The 16,260-nt window shown below is 58.3% G+C and carries 18 protein-coding genes and 1 pseudogene; 9 read left to right on the top strand and 10 right to left on the bottom strand.

Going from position 1 to position 16,260, the window contains the following annotated elements; all coding sequences use genetic code 11:
• Window positions 1–25 precede the first annotated feature (25 nt).
• Genes fliN through fliR form a run of 5 tightly spaced genes read left to right on the top strand, consistent with a single transcriptional unit; the run spans window position 26 to window position 3,001 of the window.
• Window positions 26–460 (top strand): flagellar motor switch protein FliN, encoded by a 435-nt coding sequence (gene fliN, locus HDE75_RS06460; protein ID WP_183675686.1) that lies wholly within the window; start codon window positions 26–28, stop codon window positions 458–460.
• Window positions 457–1,053 carry a flagellar biosynthetic protein FliO gene (fliO, locus tag HDE75_RS06465; RefSeq protein WP_183675685.1) on the top strand — a complete coding sequence of 199 codons (597 nt, stop codon included), beginning with the start codon at window positions 457–459 and terminating at the stop codon, window positions 1,051–1,053. The genes fliN and fliO overlap by 4 nt, the downstream gene beginning before the upstream one ends.
• A 7-nt stretch (window positions 1,054–1,060) precedes the next feature.
• Window positions 1,061–1,837: a flagellar type III secretion system pore protein FliP gene (fliP, locus tag HDE75_RS06470; protein WP_183676612.1), complete on the top strand. Its 777-nt coding sequence runs from the start codon at window positions 1,061–1,063 to the stop codon at window positions 1,835–1,837.
• Between the two features lie 9 nt (window positions 1,838–1,846).
• Window positions 1,847–2,116 carry a flagellar biosynthesis protein FliQ gene (fliQ, locus tag HDE75_RS06475; protein WP_183675684.1) on the top strand — a complete coding sequence of 90 codons (270 nt, stop codon included), beginning with the start codon at window positions 1,847–1,849 and terminating at the stop codon, window positions 2,114–2,116.
• Window positions 2,117–2,137: 21 nt separating this feature from the next.
• The gene (gene fliR / locus HDE75_RS06480; RefSeq protein WP_183675683.1) at window positions 2,138–3,001 is read left to right on the top strand and encodes a flagellar biosynthetic protein FliR; all 864 of its coding nucleotides are present in this window, start codon (window positions 2,138–2,140) and stop codon (window positions 2,999–3,001) included.
• Window positions 3,002–3,016: 15 nt separating this feature from the next.
• On the opposite strand, the gene HDE75_RS06485 is transcribed toward fliR, so the two are convergent.
• Window positions 3,017–3,667: a LysE/ArgO family amino acid transporter gene (locus tag HDE75_RS06485; RefSeq protein ID WP_183675682.1), complete on the bottom strand. Its 651-nt coding sequence runs from the start codon at window positions 3,665–3,667 to the stop codon at window positions 3,017–3,019.
• A 74-nt stretch (window positions 3,668–3,741) separates the two neighbouring features.
• Here HDE75_RS06485 and HDE75_RS06490 point away from each other — a divergent pair, with 74 nt between their 5' ends.
• Window positions 3,742–4,638, top strand: a complete 897-nt coding sequence (locus tag HDE75_RS06490; protein ID WP_183675681.1) for a LysR family transcriptional regulator ArgP — start codon at window positions 3,742–3,744, stop codon at window positions 4,636–4,638.
• On the opposite strand, the gene HDE75_RS26685 is transcribed toward HDE75_RS06490, so the two are convergent.
• Window positions 4,624–4,749 carry a hypothetical protein gene (locus HDE75_RS26685; protein ID WP_260173741.1) on the bottom strand — a complete coding sequence of 42 codons (126 nt, stop codon included), beginning with the start codon at window positions 4,747–4,749 and terminating at the stop codon, window positions 4,624–4,626. The two genes, HDE75_RS06490 and HDE75_RS26685, sit on opposite strands and share 15 nt — an antisense overlap.
• Before the next feature lie 353 nt (window positions 4,750–5,102).
• On the opposite strand from HDE75_RS26685, the gene HDE75_RS06495 reads away from it, so the two are divergent.
• The 3 genes and pseudogenes from HDE75_RS06495 to HDE75_RS06505 all read left to right on the top strand — a co-directional run.
• A complete protein-coding gene (locus HDE75_RS06495) occupies window positions 5,103–6,041 on the top strand; it encodes a hypothetical protein (RefSeq protein ID WP_183675680.1) in 939 nt (312 codons plus the stop codon).
• Window positions 6,042–6,333: 292 nt separating this feature from the next.
• A complete protein-coding gene (locus HDE75_RS06500) occupies window positions 6,334–7,200 on the top strand; it encodes a hypothetical protein (RefSeq protein ID WP_183752999.1) in 867 nt (288 codons plus the stop codon).
• A gap of 27 nt (window positions 7,201–7,227) precedes the next feature.
• Window positions 7,228–7,461 (top strand): annotated as a pseudogene (locus HDE75_RS06505) (LysR substrate-binding domain-containing protein); the annotation flags it as partial.
• Here the strand turns inward: HDE75_RS06505 and HDE75_RS06510 are convergent.
• The 8 genes from HDE75_RS06510 to flgG form a co-directional block, all read right to left on the bottom strand.
• Window positions 7,447–8,694, bottom strand: a complete 1,248-nt coding sequence (locus tag HDE75_RS06510) for an MFS transporter (RefSeq protein ID WP_183675677.1) — start codon at window positions 8,692–8,694, stop codon at window positions 7,447–7,449. The pseudogene HDE75_RS06505 and the gene HDE75_RS06510 sit on opposite strands and share 15 nt — an antisense overlap.
• 46 nt (window positions 8,695–8,740) lie before the next feature.
• Window positions 8,741–9,190, bottom strand: a complete 450-nt coding sequence (locus HDE75_RS06515; RefSeq protein ID WP_183675676.1) for a MarR family winged helix-turn-helix transcriptional regulator — start codon at window positions 9,188–9,190, stop codon at window positions 8,741–8,743.
• A gap of 166 nt (window positions 9,191–9,356) precedes the next feature.
• On the bottom strand, window positions 9,357–10,598 hold the full coding sequence (flgL, locus tag HDE75_RS06520) for a flagellar hook-associated protein FlgL (RefSeq protein WP_183675675.1): 1,242 nt from the start codon (window positions 10,596–10,598) through the stop codon (window positions 9,357–9,359).
• Window positions 10,599–10,645: 47 nt separating this feature from the next.
• Window positions 10,646–12,613: a flagellar hook-associated protein FlgK gene (gene flgK, locus HDE75_RS06525; RefSeq protein ID WP_183675674.1), complete on the bottom strand. Its 1,968-nt coding sequence runs from the start codon at window positions 12,611–12,613 to the stop codon at window positions 10,646–10,648.
• 98 nt (window positions 12,614–12,711) lie between these two features.
• Window positions 12,712–13,617, bottom strand: a complete 906-nt coding sequence (gene flgJ, locus HDE75_RS06530; protein ID WP_183675673.1) for a flagellar assembly peptidoglycan hydrolase FlgJ — start codon at window positions 13,615–13,617, stop codon at window positions 12,712–12,714.
• Between the two features lie 10 nt (window positions 13,618–13,627).
• Complete coding sequence (locus tag HDE75_RS06535; RefSeq protein WP_183675672.1) at window positions 13,628–14,743, bottom strand: flagellar basal body P-ring protein FlgI; 1,116 nt, start codon at window positions 14,741–14,743, stop codon at window positions 13,628–13,630.
• Window positions 14,744–14,745: 2 nt separating this feature from the next.
• The gene (locus HDE75_RS06540; RefSeq protein ID WP_183675671.1) at window positions 14,746–15,396 is read right to left on the bottom strand and encodes a flagellar basal body L-ring protein FlgH; all 651 of its coding nucleotides are present in this window, start codon (window positions 15,394–15,396) and stop codon (window positions 14,746–14,748) included.
• 50 nt (window positions 15,397–15,446) lie between these two features.
• Window positions 15,447–16,229 (bottom strand): flagellar basal-body rod protein FlgG, encoded by a 783-nt coding sequence (gene flgG / locus HDE75_RS06545; RefSeq protein ID WP_183675670.1) that lies wholly within the window; start codon window positions 16,227–16,229, stop codon window positions 15,447–15,449.
• Window positions 16,230–16,260: the final 31 nt, after the last annotated feature.

A 16,260-nucleotide genomic window follows, 5' to 3' on the forward strand; every position in this document is an offset into this window, starting at 1 on the left:
TAGACGTAAAAAACAGGAGAGTGACATGTCCGACAACCAAGACGATCAAAGCCTAGACGACGACTGGGGCGCGGCCATTGCCGAGCAAGCCAAGGCGGAAGCCGAAGCCTTGCAAAACCAGGCCGCCAATACCGCCAGCGCGGCCAGCGCCGCCGTGTTCAAGGACTTTTCCAAGCAAGCCTCGAAGTCCGAGACGCATAACGATATCGATTTCATCCTCGATATTCCCGTACAGCTGACGGTGGAACTGGGCCGCACCAAGATCGCCATCAAGAACTTGCTGCAACTGGCGCAAGGTTCCGTGGTGGAACTCGACGGCCTGGCTGGCGAACCGATGGACGTGCTGGTCAACGGCTGCCTGATCGCCCAGGGCGAAGTGGTGGTGGTGAACGACAAGTTCGGTATCCGCCTGACCGATATCATCACGCCGTCCGAACGCATCCGAAAACTGAATAAATGAAGCCTGGCCTGTTGATTTCCACCGTGCTGCTGCCGCTGGCGGCCGCATGCTGTATCGCCCATGCTGCGCCTGCGGCCACTCCAGCTCCCGAGGCCGCCGCCTCGATCAGCGCCAGCGCTCCTGACGCAGCAGCCAGCACCGCTTCTGTGCCAGTCGCATCCGCACCCGAAGCCAGTACACCGGCTGCCGCCCCGCTACCCGCCATGCCTGCCGGCCCGCCGATGACGATGGCGACGCCCACCAGTTCGGCTGGCAGCTTGCTGCAAACCATTTTTGCCCTGATCTTCGTGCTGGCCCTGCTGATGGGCCTGGCCTGGTTCATGAAACGCTACGGCGCCAAAGCCATGGGCAGCAATGCGAAGATGCGCGTCGTCAGTTCGCTCAGCCTGGGCGGACGCGAGCGCGTGGTGCTGATCGAAGTTGGCGACCAGTGGATCGTCGTCGGCGCTTCGCCCGGCCGTGTCAATGCGCTGGCGACCGTGCCGCGCCAGGAAAGCGATTTGCCCCAGCTGGCGGCCGCACAAAATGGCCCTGCTGCAGCCAATTTTTCCGAATGGCTGAAACAGACCATCGAAAAGCGTAATGGGAAATAAGCAGACGATGGCCTCGAACACCTTGCAACCTTATCTGCAACCTCATCCTTATCTGAAATGGCTGCTGGCCGCAGCTGCTTTGGCCTTGCCGCTGTGGGCGCTGGCCGAACCGGGTATCCCGGCCTTCAGCAGCACGCCAGCGCCGGGCGGCGGCCAGAATTACTCGCTGCCGGTGCAGACGCTCATCCTGATGACGTCGCTTACCTTTCTGCCGGCGGCCCTGCTGATGATGACCTGCTTTACGCGCATCATCATCGTGCTGTCCCTGCTGCGCCAGGCGATCGGCACGCAGTCGGCGCCGCCCAACCAGGTAATGGTAGGGCTAGCTCTGTTTCTCACGCTGTTCGTGATGGGCCCCGTGTTCGACAAGATTTATACGGACGCTTATTTGCCCTACCAGGAAAACAAGCTGACCATGCAGGCAGCGCTGGACAAGGGTGTGGAGCCTTTGAAAACCTTTATGCTGAAACAGACGCGCCAGACGGATCTGGCGCTGTTTGCCAAGATGTCGCGTTCGCCCGCCCTGCAAGGGCCGGAAGACGTGCCGCTGCGCATACTGGTGCCCGCGTTTGTGACCAGCGAACTGAAGACGGCGTTCCAGATCGGCTTTGCCATTTTTATCCCCTTTTTGATCATCGACATGGTAGTGGCCAGCGTGCTGATGTCGATGGGCATGATGATGATGTCGCCGGCGACCATTTCGCTGCCGTTCAAGCTGATGCTGTTCGTGCTGGTCGATGGCTGGCAGTTGCTGCTGGGCTCCCTGTCGCAAAGTTTTTACTAGGGAGGCGCGATGACACCCGAAAGCGTCATGACGATGGGCCGCCAGGCCATGGAGATCACCCTGATGGTGGCCGCGCCCATGCTGCTGGTGGCCCTGATCATCGGTTTGCTGGTCAGTATTTTCCAGGCGGCCACGCAGATCAACGAGGCCACCCTGTCCTTCATCCCCAAACTGGTCGGCATCTTCGTCGCCATGATCGTGGCGGGCCCATGGATACTGTCCGTGCTGGTCGACTACATGCGCCAGATCCTGGCGGGCATCCCCAGCCTGGTCAACTAAGTTGCCGCAAGACTTGCCGCCATGCTGACCCTTTCCAGCATCGAGCTCAATACCTGGATCGCAGCATTGCTGTGGCCGCTTAGCCGCATCCTCGGCTTGCTGGCGGCCGCGCCGCTGTTCGGCAACGCAGCAGTACCCATCAGCGTGAAAGTCTCGCTGGGCGCGCTGCTGGCCATGATCATCGCCCCCACCGTGCCCGCCCTGCCCGCCACCGACCCGATGTCGCTGGCAGGTTTGCTGATACTCACGCAGGAAATGCTGGTGGGCCTGGCGATGGGCTTTACCGTACGCATCGTGTTTTCCTCCATCGAAATGGCGGGTGAGATCAGCAGCCTGACGATGGGCCTGGGTTTCGCCTCCTTCTTCGATCCGCAGACCAAGGGCCGCTCGTCGGCCATCAGCCAGTTCCTGGTGATGCTGGCCACCTTGATGTTTTTGACCATCAACGGCCACCTGATCTTGCTGGCGGCGCTGGCCGAAAGTTTCGTCAGCCTGCCCATATCCGCCTCGCCGATTAGCGGTGGCGGTTTCCAGCAATTGGCACTGTGGGGCGGGGAAATCTTCCGCACCGGCTTGCAGATCGCCTTGCCCGTGGTCGCCGCCTTGCTGCTGACCAACGTGGCGCTGGGCATCCTGACGCGTGCCGCGCCCCAGCTCAATATCTTCGGTATCGGTTTTCCCGTCACCCTGGGAGTGGGCTTGCTGGCGATCAGCATGGTATTGCCCTATCTGTCCACGCCATTCCAGAACATGTTTATGCGCGGCATAGAAACCGTACGGCTGTTGCCGCGCAGCTTCGCCACGCGTGACCGCCCGCCGCCGCTGCCGCCCAATCCGCTGCGCCCGGCGCCAGTTATCAAGCCAACCGCGCCGGCCACGCCCTGAAGTGTCAAGCCAGGATTAAAAACCGGCCAGCGCATGGCGCAGCAACAGCGCCGCCAGGACGAACATGGTCACGCCGATCAAGCCATCGAGCACCCGCCAGGCGGCCGGCCGGGCAAACCAGGGCGCCAGCCAGCGCGAACCGAAGCCCAATAAACTGAACCAGAACAGGCTGGCGGTGCTGGCGCCCAGAATAAAGCAGCCGCGCAGTGTGGCTGGCTGCTGGGCGCCGATACTGCCCACCAGCAATACCGTATCGAGATAGACATGCGGGTTGAGCAAGGTAAAAGCCGCTGCCTGCGCCAGCACGGCTTTCAAGCTGAGTCCGCCACCGCCTTCGGCCGCCCGTAACTGCTGCGGCCGCCGCGCACGCTGCAAGGCTTGCCAGCCATACACCGCGAGGAAAACCGCACCGGCCAGCGCCAGCAGACTGGCCAGCATGGGGCGCTGGCCCAGCGCCTGGGCCATGCCCAGCACGCCGGCTGCGATCAGCACGGCGTCAGCCAGGGCGCAAAACAGCACCACGGGACCGACATGTTCGCGCCGCAAGCCTTGCCGCAAGACAAAGGCATTTTGCGAGCCGATGGCAACGATGAGTCCCAGTCCCAGCGCCAGGCCCTGGAAAAAGATGGAAAAAGCGAGTGGCATGGTGGTGGTTGAAATAGTCATGCGGCGCATCTTGCCTGCATCAACGAATGAAGGCAAACTACCTTTTCTTCATCAAATTAAGTTTCACTTACCTTATGCTCGATTATTCCGCCCTTGTTGCATTGGCCACGGTGATACGTGTAGGCAGCTTCGAGCGCGCGGCGCGCGCATTGCATGTCACGCCGTCGGCTGTTTCGCAACGCGTGCGCCTGCTCGAAGACCGGGTCGGCTGCGCACTGGTGATCCGCGACCAGCCTTGCCGCGCCACCGAAACGGGCCGGCGTTTGTGCCAGCATGTCGATCAGGTGCAATTGCTGGAACAGGATTTGCACGGCAGCCTGCCAACGCTGGCTACGCAGGATGCGCCACGCGCCCCCCTTCCCGTCGCCGTGAATGCCGACAGCCTGGCCACCTGGCTGGCGCCAGCCATCGCTGCGTTTGCAGCGGAGCATCCTGTATTGATGGAAGTAGCCGTCGATGACCAGGACCATACGGCCGAATGGTTGCGCAACGGTACCGTGCTGGCGGCCGTCACTTCCACCGCGCGGCCCGCTTCCGGCTGCCATAGCCGCCCGCTGGGCGCCATGCGCTACATTGCAGCGGCCAGCCCCGCTTTCATGCAGCGCTATTTCTCCGAGGGTGCAGGCGCCGGCAGCCTGGCGCTGGCGCCCAGCCTGGTGTTCAATCTCAAGGATACCTTGCAGGAACGCTGGGTGCGCCGCCTGTGCCATCGCCATGTCGACCTGCCACGGCATACCTTGCCTTCGCCGCAGGCCTTTGCCACGGCCGCGCTGGCTGGCATGGGCTGGGGCTTGCATCCGCAAGCGCTGATCTCCCCTTACCTGGCCGATGGCACACTGGTGGAATTGCTGCCCGACAGCGCGCTCGACGTGCCGCTGTACTGGCACACGGCGCGCGCCAGCTCGGGCCTGCTGGAGCAATTGAGCCAGGCCATCGAGGCCGCTGCCCATGCAGCCCTACTGGCTGCCTGAGCGCCAGCGCCGTACGTCAACATGCAGCTGCCATTGCTGGTGTTTCACCAGATAACGCAAGCCGACCATGGCGGCCGCCAGGCACGATATGCCAGCAATATTAAGCGACATATCACTCAGTAAGATAACCAGAAAAATAGTAAAGACCCACCGCGCATAACGCTATGTCTGAATACCTTCAAAATAGTCCCGATAAAAAATTTATTGCCTTACTGTTACCATCCTACTCTGAGCCATCCCATCCTGAACATTTAAAATTCACTCGGGAATTTACCAGTTGTAAAAAAAAATTCTGGTGCTGTAAAATTTTCGCAGGAGAGCAGCATTCGTGTTGCTTGAAGGATGGACTCCTTGGTTCTAGCCGACCAGTACACTATTCATACCCTCTTCGGTACGGATTTTTCGTTGACTACGTTCGATTTCTTAAACGGCCAGGCATTAAATCGAACGATGAAAGGTTAACGATGCAATTCTCTTATAAAACTCTCAGCAGTACCTTCAGCCACTTCAACTCTGCTTTGAAGTCCAGAGGCTTGACTCTTCCTCTTGAGACTTCTCGGAATGTATGGGCTCAAATTGTACTGGGGAAAAATTTCTCTGCTGCAGCCGCCCACACTAAAGCCAAAGGGCTAGTGACTGCGATCCCAATTTCTGATGATTCAATTCGTGCGAATCTCCAAGTACGGAGTCGAGAGATTGGCCTTCAAGTAGCACAGGAGATTTTTTCTGAAGCGATTGAGCCTGATATTGCGGAACTATCACAGGCAATGCAAGAATTGATTGAGGTTATCAATTTAGAGCCGCATTTGTGCGTAATGAGTGTTTTGAGTGATAGTTCTGGTTTGGGGTTACTGGACTCAAAAAAACCAGGATACTTTCCTGTGAGTAAATTCGGAACCGTTGATCTCACTGAGAACGAAGTATCTTGGCTGAAAAGCAGCTCGCGATTAGCGGCAAATACCATCAATACTTTGGCCGGGAAAAATAGGAAAGCATTCTTCAATATTTTTGCAGAAAATCATAGAGAAAATAATAATAAATACGATGAGGTATTTGGAAAACACTTTGCCGCAGCAATAGAGCCAACTTGCATAACAATTGTCCAAGCACTTCTTGAAGAATTTGAACCTGCCGACATATCTAATTGGTTTCTCGACTTTGATCAGATTCGAGATATTGTATTCACTGTCTTTGAGCGAGCTTGCGGGCAGAACCGTGATTGGCTTAAGCCAGATGGAGACTTAGCAGAAGCAGTAACTGATCATGTTGCGGTTAGGCTCCGAGAAGCCTTAAAGTGGATGGCTGAACAAGCAAATATTGGGGAAATAGATGATTCGCCCTTACAAACACTTATGCAATCTGCAAGGCTCGCAATGCGCAAGATGTTAAATAATTACGATTAAAAGCCTAGGTTTTCGCATCGCAAGGTGACTGATTTTTATAATCAGTCACCCCTCCCTTCCCAAAAATTACTACCAAAATATTAATTTTAAAAATTCTCATATTACGTCTAATTATTTCAATAAAAATTGAAAATTACATGCATCCAACTGAGCACTCATCAATAAATTTCGAAAAATTAGTCGGTGAACTACTTCATAAGGTAGAAGGTCACGCAGTCAAAACTGGTCTAAATATTAGGCAAGACAATGGCCAAATACTTGAAGTCGATGTTATATTTGGCCCCCGCATAATTTGAGCGTCGTCGAAGTAAAACATTATCGATATTTATCGCCCCCTAGCGTCGATCTATTTATGCGAGCTTTACGACGAACCAAGACTATCAAGTCCCTATTAAAAGCAAAACGTGGACTACTTGTCATTTCATGCCGTTTAAACCCTCAACTTGAAGCCGCTGCCAAGAATGAAGATATTGAAGTATGGGACTCTGATCGACTCTTTCAAGAAGCAACTGCGTTTCCCTCACTATTACTTAAATTCGAACAATTATTTGAAGTAAGCGCACCGGTTACAATTTCCACAGAAAATCAACCACAGGTAGAAAATTTTCAAAATACATCCGAGCAAGCTAAAGGACAAACCCTTTCGGAATCGTTTTTAGCAATCCAACCAGGAAGAGAGGGCTCAAGGGACTTTGAAGGGGCTTGCATTAATGCATTGAAATATTTATTCGAAAAAGATTTACATGGGTGGCATGAGCAATGCGAAACTGAGGACGGACTGCATCGCCGTGATCTAGTATGCCGAATTCTCCCAAACTCAGAAGTTTGGCGTCTCATACTTTCTGATTTGAGTAGCAGATATGTTGTGTTCGAATTTAAAAATTATGGTGCTGCAATTACTCAAAGCGAAATCATTACAACCGAGAAGTACCTATATCCATCTGCGCTAAGAAAAGTTGCGATAATCATTTCACCCCACGGATGCTCCCAGTCATCAATCCGGGTCATTCAGGGAGCAATGCGTGAACACGGAAAATTGATACTGACTCTCACAGTCAAGGAAATTTCGGATTTGCTAGTTGGTAAAGATTGCGGTACTGACCCCAACACCTACCTATTCGAACAGGTAGATAACTTCCTTATGGGCTTAGGTAGATAAGCTGCCCACGACGATAATACCTGTACAGTGCCTTCTTCCCAGGCGTTTGCCACGGCGGCCCTGGCCGGCATGGGCTGGGGCTTGCATCCGCAGGCGCTGATCGCACCTTACCTTGCCGACGGCGCGCTGGTAGAACTGCTGCCCGACAGCGCGCTCGACGTGCCGCTGTACTGGCACACGGCGCGTGCCAGCTCGGGCCTGCTGGAGCAATTGAGCCAGGCCATCGAGGCCGCCGCCCATGCGGCCTTATTGGCTGCCTGAGCGCCAGCGGCGCACATCAACATGCAGCTGCAGCTGCTGGTATTTCACCAGATAGCGCACGCCCACCAGGGCAGCCGTCACGCCAGACATGGCCGCGATGCCCAGCGCCCAGCGGGGGCCGAAGGTGTCGGCTACCCAGCCCACGATGGGCGCACCGAGTGGCGTGCCACCGGCCATGATCGCCAGCAAAATCGCCATCACCCGGCCCCGCATCGCGGGCGTGGTGGACAATTGCACGCTGCTGTTGACGCTGGTGGTAAAAGTTTGCGCAGCGATACCGACCGGCACCAAGAGCAAACCGAACAGCCAGTAATTGGGCATCACGGCGGCCAGCGCGCAGCCGATGCCGAACAGGGCGGCGGCGCCCAGCAGCAGCGGCATACGCGGCTGCGCGCGGCCGGCCGCCATCAGCGCGCCGGCCACCGAACCACACGCCATGATGGAACTGAGCAAGCCATACTGGCCCGGCCCGGCATGGAAGGCGGTGACGGACATGGTCGACAGGAAGATGGGGAAGTTCAAGCCGAAGGTGCCGATCAGGAATAGCATCAGCAAGATGGCCATCAGGTCGGGCCGCTGGCCTACATAACGGAAACCTTCGCCCAGGCTGGCCCTGGTCGCGGCGATGCGCGGTGCCCGGCGCAGCAATTGCACGCGCAGCAGCAACAGTGAAGCGATGACGGCGGCGAACGAGGCCGCATTGATGATGAAGACCCAGCCGCTGCCCACGCTGCTGATCAGCAAACCTGCCACGGCCGGACCCAGCATGCGCGCCGCATTGAAGGAGGTGGAATTGAGCGCCACCGCATTCGTCAGATCTTCTTCGCCGACAATTTCAGAAACAAAGGTCTGGCGCACGGGCGAATCGAAGGCTGTTACGCAGCCCAACAGCAAAGCAAACACATACACTTGCCATAGCTGCACCGTGCCGCTGATGCATAGCAAGCCCAATCCCAGCGCCAGCAAGCCCATGGCCGCCTGCGTGCACAGCAGCAGCTTGCGCCGGTCCAGCAAATCGGCTGCCATACCCGTCAAGGGCAGCAGCAATAATTGCGGGCCGAACTGCAAGGCCATGACGATGCCGACGGCGCTGGCGTTGTGGTGCGTCAGTTCGCTCAGCACCAGCCAATCCTGCGCCGTGCGCTGCATCCAGGTGCCGACATTCGACACCAGGGCGCCGCCGGCCCAGATACGGTAATTGGGATTGCGTAGCGAACGGAAAGTATTGTGCATCTGCGTGGGGGGACTCCTTGCCGGGGTAAATTTGTTTAGCGGCGCATCATTGCGCCAGACGTTTTAATAATGCGACTGCGCGGTTCAGCTCGTTGACCTCGTCCGCCGTCAGCCGGCTTTCGATGTTGTGCGCCAGCCAGTCTTCCCGCGCGGCACGGCTTTCCCGTATCCAGGCCCGGCAGGTATCGGTCAGCGACCAGATCGTTTGCCGGCCATCCTGCGGATCGGGCGCACCCGTCACCATCTGCGCCTCGCTCAAGGCCAACACGATGGCGCTCATCGATTGCGGCCGCATGCCTTCGACGCGCGCCAGGCTGCTGACGGTGGCGGGACCATCGCGCTCCAGCCAGCCCAATACCGATGCCTGCGACATGCTGATGTCGCCCATATGCCCTTCTTCGCGCAGGCGGCGGCGCAGCTTGCCGACCAGGATGCGCAATTCGCCAGCCAGGTGCAGCACCTGCTCGTGTTCATATTCGTTGTTGGTGGAATTCATGAAAAAACCGGATGATTCGATAGGCGCTACTATAACAGATAGACAGGTAGACTGCACAGTTTACCTGTATAGATTGTCTAAGCATTAAGTTCAGGAACGTAAAAAAGCCGGGGCCGGAGATAATCTCCGTACCCCGGCTTGCCGGAAGTCACACTGCGCGTGAGGGCTAGCTGATGTAGTTGAACAGCGACAGGCCAGACATCGCCGTGAACGATTTTTGCGCGGCCTGCAAAGTCGTTTGTTGCTGGCTGAACTGGGAAATGGCTTTCACCACATCCAGGTCCTGCAAGCCCGACAAGGTACTGGCGTATTGCAGGTCGAGGTCGTCGCCCGCGCTGTCGAGCGTATCGAGCTCCTTCAGGCGCGAACCCACTTCGGCACGCACCGACAGCACGTTGTCGTAAGCCGTATCGAGGATGTTATGGGCCGTGTTCAAGGCGCCCGTCAGCCGCGCCTGACCCGCATCGCCGCCAGCGGGCTGGTTCAGCGCGCTGATCAGGTTGGTCAAGGTGGTAAAGATCGATTCCTTGCCGCTGGGCGCCAGCGTAAACTTGTCCTGGTCGGCCGGCTTGCCCGAGATCGATACTTGCTGGCCGTCAAAGTTAATCGCATCGCCCGCCTTGTAGGGCACAGGTACGGCCGGGTTCGGTATGGTCTGGCCCAAGGTGGTATCGGTCACGGTATAGGTCGTGACGGCGTCGGTGCCCGTGCCTGTTACCTGGAAATCGATGGAATACTGGTGGCCGGTCAGCTTGGTCGGGTCCGTCACGGTGCCACCAGAAATAATCCCTGCGCCGCCACGCGTGAAATTGGCCGTATCGGCCGCCGTGGTGAACTTGCCATTGCCCGTCAGATTGTTTTCAAACACGGCGGCGCCCGAATCGCTGGTCGGCAGATAGCGTGAAGAGCCGACCTGCAATTGGCGCTGCCCCTGGTCGCCCACATAGGTCGCGCCGGCGGCGGTCTGGCTGAACGGCTGGGTGCTCGACTTGTAGCCGCCGAACAGATAACCGCCCGCATTGTCCGAAGTGTTGGCAATCCCCATCAAATCGGTCAGCCGGCCTTGCAGTTCGGTCGCCAGGCTCTGGCGGTCCACGTCCTTGAGCGAAGGATTACCGGCCTTGACCACCAGCTCCTGCACGTCGGCGATCAGTGATGTGGTACTGCCCAGCGCCAGGTCTTCCTGGGACAGGAAATTCTTGGCATTCGAGCGGTTCGTAACAAACTGGGTATTGATCGATTGCGACTGCGTCACTTCCAGCGCGCGCGCCGAGGCGATCGGATCATCGGCCGGCGTCAGGTTGCGGCGGTTGGCCGACAATTGCATCTGCGTGCGGTTCAGCGCGCCTTGCAGCGTATTGAGCTGTGAAGTGCCCGCGTCATAAATCATCCTGGTACTGATACGCATGCTGTCCCTCCTGGTGGCGGCGGCCTCCCGGGCCGCCGCGCATATAATTAACGTGCGATACCGATCACAACGTCGAACAGGGTGCTGGCGATTTGCATCACCTTGCCGCACGCCTGGTACGCTTGCTGGTAACGCAGCAGGTTAGCCGCCTCTTCATCGAGGTTGACGCCCGAAACGGATTGCTGCTGGCTGGTATTTTGTTGCAACAAGGCCATGCTGGCCAGGCCGCTGACTTGCACTTCGCGCGTCTTGTTTCCTACATAGCTGACCGTTTGCGCGTAAGAACCCTGGAACGTGGCTTTGCCGCCATCGAGAATATTCTTGGTTTGCAAGCCGGCCAGCGCGGCCGCGTTGCGGTTGTCGCCCACGCCACCCGCATTCGGCGCGATGGTAAAGGTATCGCCCTGGGCTGGCGCGCCCGTCATGCTGATATTGATGCCGCCAAAGTTGAAGCTGTCGCCTTCCTTGTACGGAATATTTGCCGTGCCGGCCGGATATGTGGTGCTGGCGCCATCGAGGCCCTTGACGGTCACGGCCTGACCGGCCGGAAAGCCCGACAGCGAACCACTGGTCTTGTCATAGGTCAAAGTCACCGTACTGGTCAGCGCATTGCCTGGATTCAAATAAGCGCTGTCCACGCTACCGGGGCCAAGCTTGGCATTACCCGTGTTGCTGACCGGCGCGCCGGTGGTGATAGGCGCGCCAGCAGCCAGCTTGTTGACGTCGGTCGTCAGCACGGACAGGCCGGCGGCGCCATTGGCGGTCGGCTTGATCACATAGTTATCGCCTTCCGCTGCCGTGCCCGAGATCGAAAAGTCGACGCCATCGATGGTTTGCGGCTTGGTTTGCGGATACGGATTGATGATGGTGCGTGCACCGTCGCTCTGGCGCGTCACCACATAATTGCTGCCGTCATACTTGAGGCTGTAATCGCTGGCCGTCAGCTGGGTAGGATCGCTGACCTTGGCCGACAATACCGTGGTGCTCGACGAACTGTTGCGGATATCGGCGCCGATGACGGGGTCCGGCACCTTGAAAAAGTCCGTTCCCATGGCGCCATTCAAGTCCTGGCCCAGTTTGTGCTGGTCGTTGAAGGTGGTGGCCAGCGCGATGGCGACCTTGCCCAGCGAATTTTGCACGGTGTCCAAGGTTTCGCTACGGAAATCTAGCAAGCCGCCCAGGGAGCCACCCGTGAGTGAATTTTTCGGCAATACTGTCACTGTACTGCCCGTGACATACCCCACTTCGACGCGGCTCGGATCGGTCAGCGATGGCGTGGCGGCCAGTTCGAAATTGCGGTCCCCCACCACCAGCGGCTGGCCCGAGCCGATGGACACGGTGATCGTGTTATTGGAACCAGGCTGCGAGGTGGTCTTGACGTATTTGTTCAGCTCGGCGACCAGCTGGTCGCGCTGATCCAGCAAATCGTTGGGCTGGTTGCTGGCGTTGATCGTCAATTGCGAAATCGAGCTATTGAGCGCCGCAATCTGCTTGGCATAGGAATTGATCACCGTCACATTCGACGTGATCTGGGAATTGACGCCATCGCCGATTTCCGTCAAGCGCCCACTGAGACTCTGGAAACGCGAAGCGAGCGAATTGGCACTCGACAGCAAGGCCTGGCGCGACGCCACGGACGAGGGATTGGAACTGAAATCCTGCACGCCCTTGAAGAAATCCTGCAAGGCTGGCGACAGGCCGGCCGTCGTATCGGCCATCAGGTTATCGATCTGGCTGATCTGGGTGTAATAAGCGTCCAGCGAACTGGTGGTAGCCTGCGCGCTATTGACCTGGGTCGACATGAAACTGTCGTATTGACGCTTGACTTCCGACACCTCGGTACCCGTGCCTACAAAACCATAACCGGCATTGTTGGCCTGTGAGGTCTGCTGCAGCACGACCTGGCGGTTGTAGCCGTCCACGTTGGCATTGGTAATGTTATGCCCAGTCGTGGCCAAGCCCACCTGCGCTGCAAGCAAACCACTTTTGCCGATACTGAGAAGATTGGAGGTCATGATGTCTTATAAGTTCCTGTCCAGATTATTTACGGCACATATCACGAAAACTTGAAAAATCAGCGGTGCCTTGGCAAGCACGCGTTAAGCAGATGGGCTTAACCCACCAGGGAATGCTTGATAATTTTTGTCAATTTGGCAGCATAATTGGGGTCGGTCGCATAACCAGCTTTTTGCAGGCCTTGCGCGAAACTGCTGGCGTCACCAGCGCTGGCCAGCACCTTTTCATAGCGCTTGTTGCCAGTAATCAACTGCGCATAATCCTTGAAGCTGTCGGCATAGCTGTCATAGGCGCGGAAATTTTCCACGCGCGTTTGCGGCTTGCCGTTCACATATTCGGTAGTAACGGCTTGCGTAACCTTGCCTTTCCAGTCGGGCGTGGCCTTGATGCCGAACAGGTTGTGGCTGCTGCTGCCGTCGCGGCCGATGATTTCGCGCTTGCCCCAGCCCGTTTCCAGCGCGGCCTGGCCCAACATGAACTTGGCCGGAATACCGGTGGCGCGGCTGGCTTCTTCCGCATGGGCGCCCAGTTTTTCCTGGAAGGCGCGCACGTGCGGCGCTTGCGTGGCGCCAGTTTTAGCGTTTGTATTGGCCGTGGCGCCATCGCTGACGGCGTTCTGCTGCTGGCGGAAAGCGGCCAGCGCCTGCGCCATGCTCGAGGAACGTGGCGATGGCACTTCCGTGGCATCGGTAGCCAGCGGCTGGCTGGCCGACAACTGGCGCAGCAGCGCGTCCGCCAGGCCGGTGCCGCGCTTGGCCAGACTCTGGCTGGTTTGCTGGTCCAGCATCGAGGTGTACATCTTGCTTTGCTGGCTATCCATGATGCCGTCTTGCGGGGTGGCGTCACGCATGGTTTTCATCATCATGTTGATGAACATGGCTTCAAACTGCGTGGCCGCTTCTTTCAACGCTCCGGGATCTTGCGCCTTGGCCGACTGGCGCAAGCCATCCATGCCCTTGACGTCATAGGCCGCGTTATTGTTGAGGTCAGTTTGGCTGATCATGGCGCCCCCATCAAATGATTTCCAGTTCGGCGCGCAGCGAACCTGCCGCCTTCATCGCCTGCAAGATGGCCAGCAAGTCTTGCGGCGTGGCGCCAATCGCATTGAGCGCCTTGACCACGTCGGACAGCGAAGCGCCGCCCTTGACCAGCATCACCTTGCCCGGATCCGACTTGATATCGATCTGCGCCGTTTGCGTAACGACCGTGCGCCCGCCGGACAGCGGCGGCGGCTGGCTCACTTGCGGTTCGGTATTGATAGTGACGGACAAATTGCCGTGCGAGATAGCACAAGTATCCAGGGTCACCGACTGGTTCATCACCACCGACCCCGTGCGCGCATTCAGGATGACCTTGGCCGCCAGCCTGGCCGGGTTGACTTCGATACTTTCCAGCTGGCCCAAAAAGGCCACGCGCTGGTCGCTATTGCCGGGCGAACGCACCTGTATCACCCTGCCGTCGAGCGCGGCGGCGGTGCCGGGGCCGTAACGGCTGTTGATAGCGTCGACCACACGGCTGGCGGTGGAAAAATCGGTGGCGTTCAGTTCCAGACGCACCATATCGTTGGCGCCCAGTAGCGATGGCACGGCACGCTCAACAGTGGCGCCGCCCGAGATGCGCCCTACGCTCAAGTGGTTCACGACCACGGAACTGCCGGCCGCCTGGGCGCCTACGCCGCCGACCAGTACGTTGCCCTGCGCCATGCCATACACCTGGCCATCGGCGCCCTTGAGCGGCGTCATCAGCAGCGTGCCGCCACGCAAGCTCTTGGCGTTACCCATCGATGAAACGGTTACATCGAGCAACTGGCCCGGCTGGGCAAACGCCGGCAAGGCCGTGGTCACCATCACGGCAGCCACGTTCTTCAATTGCAAACTGGTGCCTTGCGGCATGTTGATGCCTTGCTGCTGCAACATGGCGGCGATACTCTGGATGGTAAACGGCGTTTGCGTGGTCTGGTCGCCACTGCCATCGAGGCCGACGACGAGGCCATAACCCATCAATTGGTTTTGCCGCACGCCGGCGATGCTGGCCAGGTCTTTCAGGCGCTCGGCGTGGGCCATCGGCGCCAGCATGGCGACAGCTAAGCCGCAGGTGGCGAGCAAACGGGAAAAGGTCAGGGTCGCCATGATCAGAATGGCATCAGGCTGAGGAAGAAGCGCGAAAACATCGACGACAGTTCGGCGCGGTCGATCTGGCTATTGGTGCGGTATTCCACGCGCGCATCGGCCACCTGGGTCGATGGCACGACGTTGCCGATGCCGATGGTGTCGGGATTGACCATGCCCGAGAAACGGATGAATTCCGTGCCCTTGTTCATGGCGATCTGTTTTTCGCCCGCCACGATCAAGTTTCCGTTAGGCAATTCCTCGATGACTGTCACGCCGATGGTACCGGAAAAAGTATTGCTGGCCGACTGGTTGTCGCCATCGGCAAACTTGGTGGCACCATTGGCCGACACGGTGCCGCCAAAGCGGCCCTGGGCAAACCCTGGCGTGCTGAAGCCCACGCTGCCACTCTTGTTGCCCGAACTGGCGCCCGCCTTGACGGCGTTGGTACGTTCGGTGATGGCGATCGTCATGGTGTCGCCCACGTGGCGCGCGCGGCGGTCTTCAAAGGCAGGGCGATAAGTCGACGGCTGGTAGATGGAACCGTTGTTGGCCGCCACCGGTTCGGGCATCGGCGCGCGCGTGGTGGTGGGGTAAGGCACGATCGAGGTCGGGGTGACGGCGCAGCCCGACAGCAAGGCTGCGGCGCACAGGGCGAGTATGGGGTATTGCATGACTTACCTCCGCTGCCATCCGGCAACGGACGGCATGACGACTAAAAAAATTAAAGCTGAGACAGTTTCTGCAGCATCTGGTCGGACGTGGTGATGGCCTTGCTGTTGATCTCGTAGGCGCGCTGCGTCTGGATCATGTTGACCATTTCTTCGGCCACGTTGACGTTCGAGGTTTCGATATAACCCTGCATCAAGAAGCCGGCGCCATTGGTGCCCGGCGTATTGGTCTGGGCCACACCGGAAGCGCCCGTTTCCATGTACAGGTTTTCGCCTTTCGATTCCAGGCCGGCCGCGTTCACAAAGGTGGTCAGCTGCAGGGAACCGATCTGGGCCGGTGCGACGGTGTCGGGCAAGGTGACGGAGACAGTACCGTCGCGCGCCACGGTAATGCTCAGCGCATTGGTCGGCACGGTAATCGCCGGCTGGATCACGAAACCTTCGGAAGTGACCAGCTGGCCATTGTTATCGGTCTGGAAGGAGCCGTCGCGGGTGTAGGCGGTAGCGCCGTCCGGCATCAGTACCTGGAAGAAACCCGTGCCATTGATCATCACATCGCGCGAATTGCCGGAAGCCTGGGGGTTGCCCTGGGTATGGATGCGTTCGGTGGCCACGGTGCGCACGCCAGTGCCGATCTGCAAGCCCGATGGCAGCTGGGTCTGCTGTGACGATTGCGCGCCGGGCTGGCGCACGTTTTGATACAACAAGTCTTCGAACACGGCGCGCGACTTCTTGAAACCGGTGGTGCTGACGTTGGCCAGGTTATTGGCGATCACATCCATCTGCGTCTGCTGCGCTTCCAGCCCCGTCTTCGCGATCCAAAGTGAACGTATCATGTTTTTTCTCCAGTAACAGCGCCGGCAGGCC

Origin of the sequence: Janthinobacterium silvisoli (assembly GCF_014200725.1) — a bacterium.
GTDB lineage: Bacteria > Pseudomonadota > Gammaproteobacteria > Burkholderiales > Burkholderiaceae_D > Janthinobacterium.